Source organism: Jeongeupia naejangsanensis (assembly GCF_016865585.1).
Taxonomy (GTDB): domain Bacteria; phylum Pseudomonadota; class Gammaproteobacteria; order Burkholderiales; family Chitinibacteraceae; genus Jeongeupia; species Jeongeupia naejangsanensis.
The window spans coordinates 140,069-152,294 of the sequence record NZ_JAESND010000004.1 but is presented as its reverse complement, the minus strand read 5'-3'; the positions used below and the strand labels follow the sequence as shown (position 1 = coordinate 152,294).

The 12,226-nt window shown below is 63.2% G+C and carries 12 protein-coding genes and 4 tRNA genes; 7 read left to right on the top strand and 9 right to left on the bottom strand.

Annotation, left to right across the window (positions count from 1 at the left end; translation table 11 throughout):
• Positions 1–7: 7 nt before the first annotated feature.
• The gene (gene glpD, locus JMJ54_RS10275; RefSeq protein ID WP_203538379.1) at positions 8–1,558 is read right to left on the bottom strand and encodes a glycerol-3-phosphate dehydrogenase; all 1,551 of its coding nucleotides are present in this window, start codon (positions 1,556–1,558) and stop codon (positions 8–10) included.
• A 124-nt stretch (positions 1,559–1,682) separates the two neighbouring features.
• On the opposite strand from glpD, the gene JMJ54_RS10270 reads away from it, so the two are divergent.
• Positions 1,683–2,468 carry a DeoR/GlpR family DNA-binding transcription regulator gene (locus JMJ54_RS10270; RefSeq protein ID WP_203538377.1) on the top strand — a complete coding sequence of 262 codons (786 nt, stop codon included), beginning with the start codon at positions 1,683–1,685 and terminating at the stop codon, positions 2,466–2,468.
• Positions 2,469–2,587: 119 nt separating this feature from the next.
• Positions 2,588–3,277, top strand: a complete 690-nt coding sequence (locus JMJ54_RS10265; RefSeq protein ID WP_203538376.1) for an alpha/beta hydrolase — start codon at positions 2,588–2,590, stop codon at positions 3,275–3,277.
• A 58-nt stretch (positions 3,278–3,335) separates the two neighbouring features.
• Here the strand turns inward: JMJ54_RS10265 and JMJ54_RS10260 are convergent.
• From JMJ54_RS10260 to JMJ54_RS10240, 5 genes are all read right to left on the bottom strand, one after another.
• Positions 3,336–3,411: transfer RNA gene (locus tag JMJ54_RS10260), tRNA-Glu, on the bottom strand.
• Positions 3,412–3,425: 14 nt separating this feature from the next.
• Positions 3,426–3,502 (bottom strand) — tRNA-Arg (locus JMJ54_RS10255).
• Positions 3,503–3,529: 27 nt separating this feature from the next.
• Positions 3,530–3,605 (bottom strand) — tRNA-Glu (locus JMJ54_RS10250).
• A gap of 67 nt (positions 3,606–3,672) precedes the next feature.
• Positions 3,673–3,748, bottom strand: a tRNA-Ala gene (locus JMJ54_RS10245).
• 91 nt (positions 3,749–3,839) lie between these two features.
• The gene (locus tag JMJ54_RS10240) at positions 3,840–4,640 is read right to left on the bottom strand and encodes an outer membrane protein assembly factor BamD (RefSeq protein ID WP_203538375.1); all 801 of its coding nucleotides are present in this window, start codon (positions 4,638–4,640) and stop codon (positions 3,840–3,842) included.
• Here JMJ54_RS10240 and rluD point away from each other — a divergent pair.
• The 4 genes from rluD (at position 4,639) to JMJ54_RS10220 (ending at position 8,815) form a co-directional block, all read left to right on the top strand.
• Positions 4,639–5,688, top strand: coding sequence for a 23S rRNA pseudouridine(1911/1915/1917) synthase RluD (gene rluD / locus JMJ54_RS10235; protein ID WP_203538374.1), 1,050 nt, complete (start codon positions 4,639–4,641; stop codon positions 5,686–5,688). The two genes, JMJ54_RS10240 and rluD, sit on opposite strands and share 2 nt — an antisense overlap.
• Entirely contained in the window at positions 5,675–6,415 is a 741-nt protein-coding gene (gene pgeF, locus JMJ54_RS10230; RefSeq protein WP_203538373.1) for a peptidoglycan editing factor PgeF, read from the top strand. The genes rluD and pgeF overlap by 14 nt, the downstream gene beginning before the upstream one ends.
• A gap of 400 nt (positions 6,416–6,815) precedes the next feature.
• On the top strand, positions 6,816–7,268 hold the full coding sequence (locus JMJ54_RS10225; protein ID WP_203538372.1) for a LuxR family transcriptional regulator: 453 nt from the start codon (positions 6,816–6,818) through the stop codon (positions 7,266–7,268).
• A 77-nt stretch (positions 7,269–7,345) separates the two neighbouring features.
• Positions 7,346–8,815 (top strand): Evf family palmitoylated virulence factor, encoded by a 1,470-nt coding sequence (locus JMJ54_RS10220; RefSeq protein WP_203538371.1) that lies wholly within the window; start codon positions 7,346–7,348, stop codon positions 8,813–8,815.
• Between the two features lie 50 nt (positions 8,816–8,865).
• Here the strand turns inward: JMJ54_RS10220 and JMJ54_RS10215 are convergent, their stop codons facing one another.
• Positions 8,866–9,078 (bottom strand): hypothetical protein, encoded by a 213-nt coding sequence (locus JMJ54_RS10215; protein ID WP_203538370.1) that lies wholly within the window; start codon positions 9,076–9,078, stop codon positions 8,866–8,868.
• Positions 9,079–9,206: 128 nt separating this feature from the next.
• Between JMJ54_RS10215 and JMJ54_RS10210 the strand changes: the two genes are divergently transcribed.
• Positions 9,207–10,457 (top strand): inverse autotransporter beta domain-containing protein, encoded by a 1,251-nt coding sequence (locus tag JMJ54_RS10210; RefSeq protein ID WP_203538366.1) that lies wholly within the window; start codon positions 9,207–9,209, stop codon positions 10,455–10,457.
• Positions 10,458–10,485: 28 nt separating this feature from the next.
• Here JMJ54_RS10210 and folE2 read toward each other — a convergent pair whose 3' ends face one another.
• Entirely contained in the window at positions 10,486–11,277 is a 792-nt protein-coding gene (gene folE2, locus JMJ54_RS10205) for a GTP cyclohydrolase FolE2 (RefSeq protein WP_203538364.1), read from the bottom strand.
• 157 nt (positions 11,278–11,434) lie between these two features.
• The gene (fliR, locus tag JMJ54_RS10200; protein ID WP_203538362.1) at positions 11,435–12,223 is read right to left on the bottom strand and encodes a flagellar biosynthetic protein FliR; all 789 of its coding nucleotides are present in this window, start codon (positions 12,221–12,223) and stop codon (positions 11,435–11,437) included.
• Positions 12,224–12,226: the final 3 nt, after the last annotated feature.

Genomic DNA, 12,226 nt, shown 5'->3' with positions numbered 1-12,226 from the left:
CTCCCGCCTATGCGCTGAGCCTGCTTGGCGTTTCCGCCGCCTGCTTGGCCAGCCATGCATCGAGTCGCTGCACATCGCCCTGCAGGCAGTGCAATCCCAGCTTGGTGCGCCGCCACAGCAGGTCTTCGCTGCTGCGGGCCCATTCGTTGTCGATCAGATAGCGCGCTTCCGCTTCATAGAGTCCCGGCACCAGCTCCGTGCCCAATTGCGCCATGACCACCGCATCCCCGATCAGCCGTTCGGCACGGCTGCCGTACAGCCGGCAGTAACGCTCGGACAAGGCATCGGGAATCCACGGGTGACGGCCGCGAAAGCGCGCGAGAAAGGCGTCGAAATCCGGTGCCACGCTCAGTACACCCGGGATGTCGAAGTCGCCGCCGGGCAAGGGTCGCGCGGCGGTCCATGCGGGCCCCGCACGGCCCAGCCGTGACAACAGCTGCGTCACGGCATCCTCGGCCAGACGGCGATAGGTGGTGATCTTGCCGCCCCATACATGCAGCAAGGGCGGGCCGTCCGGCGACAATTGCAGCCGGTAATCGCGCGTCACCGCCGCAGCGGTGCCGACCTCGTCGTCCAGCAGCGGCCGTACGCCCGAGTAGCGCCAGACGATCTGGGCCGGCGTCACCGGCCGCGCGAAATAGCGGCTCGCCATCTCGCACAGATAGCGCTCCTCGTCGTCGCTGATCGCCACCCTGGCCGGATCGCCGGTGAAATCCACGTCGGTAGTGCCGATCAGCGTGAATTCGCGCTGGAACGGAATCGCGAAAATGATGCGCTTGTCCGGATTCTGGAACAGGTAGGCATACGGATGATCGAACAGCCTCGGCACGACGATGTGACTGCCCTTGATCAGCCGCAGCGTGGCGCGCTCTGCATCGGGTGCCGCCAGACGGGCCAGTTCGGCCGCCCAGGGGCCAGCTGCATTGACGATGGCAGCGGCATCGACCCGCGCACTGCCGCCCTCCGCCGTGCGCAGCGTGGCCGACCAGCGATCGCCGGCGGGCGCGATGGCACTGCAACGCGTCCGGGGCAGGATGACCGCGCCCAGCTCGTAGGCATCGAGTGCATTCAGCACGACGAGCCGTGCGTCGTCTACCCAGCCGTCCGAATACTCGAAGCCGCGACACAACGCCGGTTTCAGCGCGCCGCCAGCAACATGCTCGGTCAGAGAAATTGACAACGATGCCTGCAAAAGGCGGCGATTTGCCAGATGATCGTAGAGAAACAACCCGGTTCTGATCAGCCATGCCGGACGCTGGTGCGCGTCGTGCGGCATGATGAAACGGAGCGGCCAGATGATGTGCGGCGCCATCCGCAACAGCGTTTCACGCTCCTGCAGGGCCTTGCGCACCAGACCGAACTCGCGGTACTCGAGGTAGCGCAGACCGCCATGGATCAGCTTGGTGCTCGCCGACGACGTATGGCCGGCCAGATCATCCTGTTCGCACAGCACCACGCTCAGCCCCCGCCCGGCGGCATCGCGTGCGATGCCGGCGCCGTTGATGCCGCCACCGACGATCAAAAGATCGCAACGCTCGGGGATGGACTGCGCGAACATGGCTTACACGCCTCCTTTCAAGGCCTCGCCTGCTCGAATTGTAGTCACGAAGAAAGCAACTACAAGTTGGAATTCGAAAGCACTATTGTTGTTTTGTGTTCATTTGTTTTCGGAATGACGGCCCATGCTGCCCCGCCACCGCCAGATCATCGAATGCGTGCGCCGGTTCGGTGATGTATCGATCGACACGCTTGCCCGAACACTGGGTGTCAGCCCGCAAACCATCCGCCGCGACATCGGCACGCTGGAAGCGGAGCGCCTGCTGGTGCGTTACCACGGCGGCGTCAGCCTGCCCTCGTCGATCGACAATATCGATTACCGGCTGCGCCAGACCCTGCATCTGGACGCCAAACAGCGCATCGCCGCCACCGTCGCCCGGCACCTGGCACCGGGCCGCTCCTTGCTGATCAATATCGGCACGACCACCGAGGAAGTTGCCAAGGCGCTGGTCGGCCACGCAGGCTTGCGCGTCGTCACCAACAATCTCAACGTCGCGGCGATCCTGTCCGGGCACGGCAACGCCGATGTGGTCGTTGCCGGTGGTCAGGTCCGCGCGCACGATCACGGCATCGTTGGCGAAGCGACGATCGAATTCATCCGCCAGTACCGGGTCGACATCGGCATCATTGGCATTTCGGCCATCGACGATGACGGCACGCTGCTCGATTATGACGACCGCGAAGTGCGCGTGACGCAGGCCATCTGCGCGCAATCCCGTGAAGTCTGGCTGGTTGCCGACCACAGCAAATTCACGCGCAGGGCCATGATGCGCGTCGGGCCGCTCTCGGCCGTCGACAAGTTCTTTACCGACCGGCCCTTGCCCGAGCACATTGCGGCAACACTGGACGGAACGAACACGGCCGTCGTCGTTGCCGAAACCGGATTCGCCGAAGCAACGCCCGGCGGCTGAGCAGGCCAACGGGCTGCGGATCACGGCCACAGCACCTAAGCTGGCACATCGGGGCCGGAAGCGGATCGGCGCGACATCCCCCCTCCCGCCGCCTATCGTCGCGCATCAGGAGCATTGGCATGGCAACACAACTCCGGGTTGTACTGGTTCACGGCGCCTGGGCGGATGGCTCGAGCTGGAGCAAGGTGATACCGCTGCTGGAAGCTGAGGGATTCGAAGTCACCGCGGCCCAGCTGCCGTTGAGCAGCCTTGCCGACGACGCAGCAGTCACCCGCAACCTGCTTTCGATGCGAGATGTGCCCACGGTGCTGGTCGGCCACTCCTACGGCGGCGCGGTGATCAGCGAGGCGGCATCGAACATCGGCAACGTCGTTGCGCTGGTCTACATTGCCGCGTTTGCACCCGATACAGGCGAAAGCCTGGGCGGCATTTTCTCGCGACAGGCCGCACCTGCCGGTGCACAGAGCATCCGGCCGCAGCCGAACGGCCTGCTGTGGATCGATCCAGCCTTGTTCCGGGAAAGTTTTGCGCAGGACTGCAGCGAAGCCGATGCACGGTTGATGGCAGCGGTGCAGAAACCGATTGCCGGACGCTGCTTCGAGGACACGGTCACCGTTCCGGCCTGGAAAACCATCCCGTCGTGGTACCAGATCTCGGAAAACGACCACATGATTCCACCGGAAGCGCAGCGCTGGATGGCCGAACGGATGAAGGCCACGACGATTTCGCTTCCCGCCAGCCATGCATCGCTGGTGTCGAGCCCGATCGAGATCACCCGACTGATCGCCGATGCCGCCGCCAGCAGCTGACCGAATCCGATGGACGAAAAAAAACGGTCTGACATTGCTGTCAGACCGTTTCATGTATTGGCGTCCCCACGGGGATTCGAACCCCGGTAGTCACCGTGAAAGGGTGGTGTCCTAGGCCTCTAGACGATGGGGACTGCGGTTGAAGAAGTGGTGCACCCGGAGCGATTCGAACGCCCGACCCTCTGGTTCGTAGCCAGATACTCTATCCAACTGAGCTACGGGTGCACTGTAACTTCAACTTTACTGCTCTTTTGGCGTCCCCACGGGGATTCGAACCCCGGTAGTCACCGTGAAAGGGTGGTGTCCTAGGCCTCTAGACGATGGGGACGTCGTTTAACTTTCGCTGCTTACTGCTTTAAATTCAAATCGGCCGCCTAAGCGGCCGATTTTCAATCTGGTGGAGGTAAACGGGATCGAACCGATGACCTCTTGCATGCCATGCAAGCGCTCTCCCAACTGAGCTATACCCCCCAAAAGAGATGCACAGTATATAAACAGGTTTTGTCCTTGTAAAGCCCTTTTTGAATTATTTTTCGACAAAACCCGTTTTACACTTTTTTGATCAGAACGGCGTCCACCACGACGGGTCTTCCAGGAAGTCCTCGGTCAGGGTTTGCGTGTTCGGATAGTTCTTCTGCAGCACGCGCTTGGCATCGTCGCGCAGGTCGTTCAGGCCGAGCTTGTCATAGCTCAGGACCATCATCGCCAGCCCTGCTTCGACCTGCTTGGTATTCGAGTAGGTTTCGATCAGGTACTTGCCACGGTTGGCGGCAGCCAGATAGGCACCGCGCTTGTAGTAATACTTGGCGACATGCAGCTCGTAACTGGCCAGTGCGCCGATCAGGTAACCCATGCGCACCTGCGCGTCGGCCGCGTACTTGCTTTCAGGGAAACGCTGCACCAGATCCCGGAATGCCTCGAACGAATCCTTCGCAGCCTTCGGATCCCGTTCGGACATGTCCTGCTTGGAGATCGCCGACAGGAAGCCCTGCATCTCGTTGAAGCTCACCAGCCCTTTCAGGTACAGCGCGTAATCCATGCTCGGGTGAACCGGATTGCTCTTGATGAAGCGATCGATCGCAGCCTGTGCGAGCAGCGGCTCCTGCGCCTTGTAATGGTTGTACGCTTCCTCGAGCTGCGCCTGTTGCGCGTAGCGGCCGTAGGGATAGCGTGCCTCAAGCTTTTCCAGGAGCTTGGTCGATTTCTCGAAGTTGCGATCGGCCTGTTCGGCCTTGGCGGTGCTGTACAGCTTTTCTGCGGTCCAGCCCTTGGTTTCGTCATCGTCCGTCGGCGTCGACGCGCAGCCGGCCAACAGCACGGCGACCGAAGCGCACGCCAGGAATCGCGGTAGAATCTTGCCCATGATGCATCCTGATTTAGAACCCGACGATTATAGCGACATAAGCGAGTCGCGTGTCCTGACCGCACCGGCCGATGTCGCCGGCCAGCGTCTCGATGCCGCGCTGGCGCAGATGTTGCCCGATTACTCACGCAGCCGCCTCACCAGCTGGATCAAGGACGGTCTGGTCACCGTCGACGGCCAGCCGGCGCTGCCGAAGCTGAAACTCTGGGGTGGAGAGACGCTCACGGTCGAGATCCAGGCCAACCCCGACGAAGTCGCCTTCCAGGCCGAAAACATTCCGCTCGACGTGCTTTATGAAGACGAGACGATCATCGTCATCAACAAGCCCGCCGGCCTCGTCGTTCATCCCGGCAGCGGCAACTGGTCCGGCACTCTGCTCAACGGCCTGCTGCACCACTATCCGGAACTCAAGAGCGTGCCGCGCGCCGGCATCGTCCACCGTCTGGACAAGGACACCAGCGGCCTGATGGTCGTGGCCCGCACGCTGCAGGCACAGACATCGCTGGTACAGCAGCTTCAGGCCCGGACGGTCAGCCGCCATTACTTTGCGATCGCCCAGGGCCTCGTCAAGCGCGATGGCCGCGTCGATGCGCCGATCGGTCGGCATCCGCGCGAGCGGACCAAGATGGCCGTCGTCGGCACCGGCAAGCCTGCGGTCACGCATTACCGCGTGCTCGAGCGTTTCAGCGCGCACACGCTGGTCGAATGCAAGCTCGAAACCGGCCGGACCCACCAGATCCGCGTGCACATGGCGCATGTCGGTCATCCGCTTGCAGCCGATCCGGTCTACGGCGGCCGCGCCAAGCTGTTCGCGCCCGAGATCATGCTCGCGCTCGAGGATTTCGGTCGGCAGGCGCTGCACGCCAAAAAGCTCAGCCTCGTTCATCCGGCCAGCGGCAAGACGATGACCTGGAAATCGCCGCTGCCGGCCGATTTCGAAGGACTGCTGGCGGCGCTACGGGTCGAAGCGGGTGCCGACGATGTCGATGACGACGACTGGGACGACGATGACGACCACGATATGGAACTGGTCTATGTCCGCGACTGAATACGCCCTGATTCCCGACTGGCCCGCGCCGGCACGCGTTCGCGCGCTGCAGACGACGCGGTCCGGCGGCGTCAGCCTGCCGCCCTATGCCGGTTTCAATCTCGGCGATCATGTCGGTGACGATCCGCAAGCGGTCGCCACCAACCGCGCCGCGCTGGCCGCCGGCCTGCCGGCGGTGCCACTGTGGCTGACGCAAGTGCACGGCACGACGGTGCTCGACGCCGGCCAGCCGCAAGCCGACAACACCGCCGACGCCAGCATCGCATATGGTACCGGTGCCGTTTGCGCGATCATGACCGCCGACTGCCTGCCCGTGCTGATGTGCAACGATCAGGGCACGGTTGTCGGCGCGGCGCACGCCGGCTGGCGCGGCCTGTGCAATGGCGTGCTCGAAGCCACCGTTGCCGCGATGCACGTGCCGGGCGAATCCTTGATGGCCTGGCTCGGCCCCACCATCGGCCGTGATGCGTTCGAAGTCGGCAGCGACGTCCTCGACGCCTTCACCGCACACGATGCACAGGCAGCCCAAGCTTTTCGCCCCGCAACGGCAGCGGGCAAGTACTGGGCGGACATCGAACTGCTGGCCCGCCAGCGGCTGGCCGCATTGGGCATCACCCGCGTATATGGTGGCGGGCTGTGTACGGTGTCGGATCCGGCACGCTGGTTCTCTTACCGTCGCGACCGGACCACCGGACGCATGGCCAGCCTGATCTGGCTGCAGGACTGACCGCCTCGCTCGGCTGATTTGCCGCCCGTTCCGGCAACAGGGTGCGATAGTGCCGCCCGGGCGCCCTGCATCCATCCCACATCCGGCAGCTCGCAGCCGGCTCCGGCGTGATCCGCCCACACCAGGCCCGCCGCTCCCCGCCTTCAGCCCCGGCAGGCTTCCCGGGCCAATTGCGGCAATCGCCCGTCCGCTGCCCGGCCGTGCACCACGCCAGCGTGATCCGCGTTTCGGCGAGCGCCACTTCCTTTCAATGACCATTAGCTGTCATAAAATGTAAATTAGTCAAAAACACCACCCTTTCGCTGCTACGGTTTTGCGGGGAGATAGCCATCGACCCGACAACCGCCAAGGAGCAGGGGAATAGACAGGCCGATTCCATTCGGAGGAGTCGCGCGGGCGCTTGCGCCTTGCCTGTGCCGTGCCTGACCGGAATCAGGCCCTTACGCCGCGAGAGCAATGCATCCAGTCGCTCATCATTGACGGAAAGTCCTACAAGCAGATCGCCGCCTTGCTCGGCATCAGCGTCGATACGGTCCGCCGGCATGGCAGCCGCATCAAGCAAAAAAACGAACTGGCCAGCACCCGCTCGCTGGCGTGCATCGACCTGCCCGGCGCGCTGATCCAGCAGTTGCTCCTCGCCCTTCCCTCATCGACACCCCTGACCCCCACCGAACGCCTAGTGCTCGGGCTGGCGTGCCACGGCCATTCGGCCAAGCAGATCGCGCGACTCAGGAACAGCAGCGCCCGGACGGTGGAGAAACACCGGCAAAACGCCATGGCAAAACTGGGCGTCCGGTCGACCCGCCAGCTCGCTTCGCTGGTGCGGCGTCAATACGCAATCGGTGGCACATAAGCCGGAAAAACCGCTACCTATATTGCCGTCAATGCCGCAACGGCAGAGTGAATCCCAACCGTTTCTGGAGCTTTGAAATGCGCGTAATTTCTCTACCGGGTACCCAAATCGCCGGCTGGCACGGTGTTCAGGTCTGGCGTCTTGATCGCGACGGCTACTACAGCGACGTCACCGATCGCTGGAATTTCTCCACTACGCCGCATCACCACTACGAAGTCCGGCGCCTCGCAACAGGCTCGTTCTATTGCCCTGTTTCGACGAACCCGCCGGGTTCGTGGCAACTCCCGGTGGCTGTCGTAGGCACCGCGCCGGCCGGTGGCCATCCGGTGAATCCGAACGGCACCGAATACCGCCCGACCGGCACCTATTTCTGGATCCCGAACGCCGCAATTCCGCGCACCATCGTACCCGGCGAGAACAGCAACGCAGTGGTTTGCAATTGCCCGGACGAGTATCCGCCCTCGAACGCCCACCTGCTTCAGGGGCCGCGCGCAGCGGATGTCGCTGCCCTCGAGTCCAAGGACCAGTTGGCCATCAACCGGCATGACGCGTTTGATCAGCTGGCACAAATCATCGGCCCCGAGACCGGGCCCCTGCTGCTGGCAGCCGGCGATGCGGACCAGAAAGCCTTCGAGGATTCGGATGGCCTGGTGAGCTTCGTCAATCTCTCCAGCAGCTTCGTCACCGGCAATCCGCAATTCCTGACGGGCCGGAACGTCTGCGACAAGATCGCCAGCTACTTCGCCACGATCCGGCAGAACGTCTACGCGGCGCAGTTGAAGGATCCGAAATTCATTCTGCCCGGTGACCCGAAGCCCAAGAATCAGTGGGACCTGCCGGTGACCAACAAGATGCAGAAACTGCTGGTGGATGCGGGCGGGCTTTCCAGCTTCAAGATCACTACCGAAACCTTCACCAACACCCAGGTGCTGGCCGAATTCAGCACCGACTTCATCAAGCTGATCTTCGATGCAGCGGTGGTGCCGTCCGGCGTCATCGAGTCGGTCGCGAAATTCATGCAGGGGGTCGGCAACACGCTGCGCAGCAGCTGGGACCAGAAGGAACGCAGCTTCTCGACCACCCTGCTCGGCCAGTGCCACGAGGCGGTGCCGATCGACAGCACCGGTGGCACGACCGTCTACGTGCCCAAGGTGAAGTTCTTCCATATAGACGTGACGTCGGAGCAGACCGCGTTCACGACCTCTTGCAGCAAGGTCGAGAAAATTTCGTTCAACTTCAAGTACGAAAGCTACGTCGCGGCGCTGAAAAACTCGGTGCTGGATCCGGCCTCGAAGGATTACATCAACTTCACGGCCTTCCTCGATCGGGCCCAGCGCATCAACTACGCCGACGCAACCAACAATCTGGACGCGATTCTGGCCGACTCCGTCTCCGGCGGCGGCAAGACGGCAACCGAGCGGCAGGGCTTGCTGTCGGACATCAACGAGCTGGGCATCGACCTCACGGCGTATCCGCGCCTGGTGCTGCGCGTGCCGCGCCCGATCGAACGGCATCTGCAGGCACCGCAAGAAGCGCCTGCCAAGTAGCCTGTCGTGTACGATCCGGCCTCGCTATGCAGGGAGGCCGGATTTTTACCTCAGTCGTCGCTACGCTTGCGCCCTTCGTCATCACCTTCACCCTCGGCCTCCTTGCGCTCGCGTACGATCTGGCCGCGGCGCTTGAGCCAGACCAGCAGCCACGTCGGCAGCACGCCGAGCAGGAAAATCCAGACCAAAGCCTTGGCCACGCTGCCGCTGGCCGCGGCGAACATCACCACGACGTAGAGATAGCCGATCAACAGGATGTACACGATCCGTCCCCATCAGTGAGCTGCGGATGATACGCGAAGCCCTGCCGGACCGGCACAAGCCGACATTGTTACGGGGCGAACGGCTGGTGTTTTGTCAGAATCCAACCTTCCCCCCTCCTCGTTCGTCCATGCGCCACACGCTGATCCTTCTGCTGGTCGCGGCCCACAGCTGGGCTGCCGACGCGCCGTTTCCGTCCGATGCTGCCGGCAATCCGTTGCCCGACATCGGCGGCGGCATTGCACATCAGGACAGCACACAGGCGCTGGCGACGATCGCCGAGCAATCGCTTCAGGGCGGCGAATACGGCTGGCGCTCGACCCTGCTCGACCACAGCGGTACCGGCCTAGAATCGCTGCTCGACCGGTACGGGCAGGCCCGGATCAGTACCCAGCTCGACGACCGGGGGCGCATCGGCGACTCGAACGCCGAGATGCTGTTGCCGATCGACCAGCAGTTGCAGTCCAGCCGTTTTGCCCAGTTCGGCGTCAACAGCAGCAATGATCAGCTGGTCGGCAATCTCGGCATCGTCCAGCGGGAGCAGTACGGCAACTGGCTGACCGACTACAGCGCCTTCGTCGATCAGGCCATCGGCGACGACACCACCCGGATCGGGATCGGCAGCAGCAGTAGCGGCAGCAATCTGCAGTTCGCCGTGAACGCCTATCTCCCCGTCGGCCAGGGCGACGGCAGCGAGCGCGCGGCGCCGGGTTTCGATCTCAGCGCCAAGGCCTATCTGCCCGATTATCCGCAGCTGGTCGGCAGCGTGACGTTTGCGCGTTACCACGGTGACGGCATCACCCTGCCCGATAACGACGAAGCGCGCGACAATCCGTCGACCTTCACCGCCGCGCTCAACTACCAGCCGATGCCGCTGCTGCGCCTCGGCGCCAGCGTACAGCGCGACGACGCCGAGGTCAGCGACTGGCAGATCCAGGCCATGCTGAGCTATCAGCTGGGCGTGCCGCTGGCCAAGCAGCTGCGCAGCAATGCAGCTCCGACGTCGCTGGCCCGAAAGCGCAACGAGTTTGTCGAGCGCAACAGCGCGGTGGCGCTGCAAAGGCCGACCGAACAAGTGCCCGAGGCGACGTTCAGCGCCAGTCTCTCGGCCGAACCGGCAACGAGCAGCGCAACCCTGAACGTCCAGACGAGCCGGCCCGTGGTCAGTCTGTCGTGGCAGGGTGATGCAAGCGCCTACGTCGTCGGCGGCGGCCCCAGCCCGTTGCTTGGCCGCAGCGGGCCCTTGTCGGCACGCGTCAAACTGGCCTTGCCGAGCGACGGCCACAGCTACTCGCTGGCGGCGCGCGTTGTCGACAGCAGCGGCAACACTACGGTCACACCGGCCATCTCGCTGCAAGCGCCCATGAAAAACGGGGCCTGAGGCCCCGTTGTGACGGCATGTATGCTGCTTAGCGCTTGTCGTGCTCGATCAGTGCGTAGGCCGAGTGATTGTGGATCGACTCGAAGTTTTCCGACTCGACCGTGTAGGCAACAACGCGCGGGTCGGCATTCAGCCGGGCAGCGACGTCGCGAACCATGTCCTCGACGAACTTCGGATTTTCGTAGGCGCGCTCGGTGACGAACTTTTCGTCCGGGCGCTTGAGCAGGCCATAGAGCTCGCACGAGGCTTCCGCCTCGACGATCTGCACCAGCTCCTCGATCCAGACATGGTCGCCCAGCGTCGCGGAGATCGTCACGTGGCTGCGCTGATTGTGCGCGCCGTACTGCGAGATTTTCTTCGAGCACGGGCACAGGCTGGTGACCGGCACCAGGACCTTGAGCTGCTGGGTGAAGACGCCGTTCTTCAGTTCGCCGATCAGCGACACATCGTAATCGAGCAGACTCTCGACACCCGAGACCGGTGCGGTCTTGTTGATGAAGTACGGGAAGCGCATTTCCAGATAGCCGGCGTCCGCCTCGAGACGCTCGCACATCTGCCGCAGGATCGTTTCGAACGAATCGACCGAAATCTCGCGTTCCTGACCGTTGAGGATCTCGACGAACCGGCTCATGTGCGTGCCCTTGAAATGCTGCGGCAGGAACACGTACATGTCGAACGTCGCCACCGTGTGCTGCACCCCCTCGCTGCGATCGGCCACGCGGACCGGATGGCGGATCGACTTGATCCCGACCTTGTTGATCGCGATGTTGCGAAGGTCGGGGGTGCTTTGCACGTCAGGGATGGACTGCGGGGCGTTCATCGAGATATCTCTCCAGCGGTTATAAGCACCGAGCGGCTGATAACCGGTAATTAATTGAAAGCTGAGCCATTATAGCGGCGACCAATAACCGAGTAAACCAGTCGGGAATTCATGCACGCATGAACGGAGTGGCGTCTCCGCTCGGGCGGCGCAGGCATCAGCCCGGCCTGAGCGCGCCAAACAGCTGCGCCGCGGTACGGGTCAGCGCCGACAGCATCGATTCGACGTGCACCACCATGTAGGGCAGGCTCACATACATCGCCGCCACTCCGATGGCCAGCAGCAGCGGAAAACCGATCGCGAACACGTTCAGCTGCGGCGCGGCGCGGGTCATGATGCCGATGGCGAGGTTGGTGATCAGCAAGGCGCCCACCACCGGCATCGCCAGCATCAGCCCGAGACGGAAAATCGCCCCGCCCTGTTCGACCAGCAGGCGAAAGCCACCGGCCCCCAGCGGCCGGGCGTCGAGCGGCAAAACGGCAAAGCTCTCGATCAGGATGCGCAGGACGATCAGGTGACCGTTCAGGGCGAGGAAGATCAGCAGCATCATCATGTTGATGAACTGCGCGACGATGGGCACGTTGGCCGCGCTGTGCGGATCGAAGAAGCTGGCAAAGCCGAGCCCCATCTGCAGGCCGATCACCTGCCCGGCCATGTCGACCGCGTTGAACATCAGCCTGACCGCAAACCCCAGCATCACCCCGATCAGCAGCTGGTTGACCGCAATCAGGATGCCGGCGGGCGACACGACTTCGATACCCGGCGGCGGCGTCAGGACCGGCGCAACCAGCACCGCCAGCGCAATCGCCAGACCGATGCGCAGGCGTACCGGCACCACCTTGTTGGAAAAAATCGGATCGGCAATCAGCAGACCGAAGAAGCGGCAGAACGGCCACCAGAACAGGGCCAGCCAGAGTTCGATTTGCGCCTGGGAAACGGTGAACACCGG

Bases quoted from the DNA above. Each gene is read 5' to 3' on its own strand.
- JMJ54_RS10220 (WP_203538371.1), top strand. From the start codon at position 7,346: ATGCGCGTAATTTCTCTACCGGGTACCCAAATCGCCGGCTGGCACGGT.
- JMJ54_RS10265 (WP_203538376.1), top strand. From the start codon at position 2,588: ATGGCAACACAACTCCGGGTTGTACTGGTTCACGGCGCCTGGGCGGAT.
- JMJ54_RS10210 (WP_203538366.1), top strand. From the start codon at position 9,207: ATGCGCCACACGCTGATCCTTCTGCTGGTCGCGGCCCACAGCTGGGCT.
- folE2 (WP_203538364.1), bottom strand. From the start codon at position 11,277: ATGAACGCCCCGCAGTCCATCCCTGACGTGCAAAGCACCCCCGACCTT.
- JMJ54_RS10270 (WP_203538377.1), top strand. From the start codon at position 1,683: ATGCTGCCCCGCCACCGCCAGATCATCGAATGCGTGCGCCGGTTCGGT.
- JMJ54_RS10240 (WP_203538375.1), bottom strand. From the start codon at position 4,640: ATGGGCAAGATTCTACCGCGATTCCTGGCGTGCGCTTCGGTCGCCGTG.
- pgeF (WP_203538373.1), top strand. From the start codon at position 5,675: ATGTCCGCGACTGAATACGCCCTGATTCCCGACTGGCCCGCGCCGGCA.
- glpD (WP_203538379.1), bottom strand. From the start codon at position 1,558: ATGTTCGCGCAGTCCATCCCCGAGCGTTGCGATCTTTTGATCGTCGGT.
- rluD (WP_203538374.1), top strand. From the start codon at position 4,639: ATGATGCATCCTGATTTAGAACCCGACGATTATAGCGACATAAGCGAG.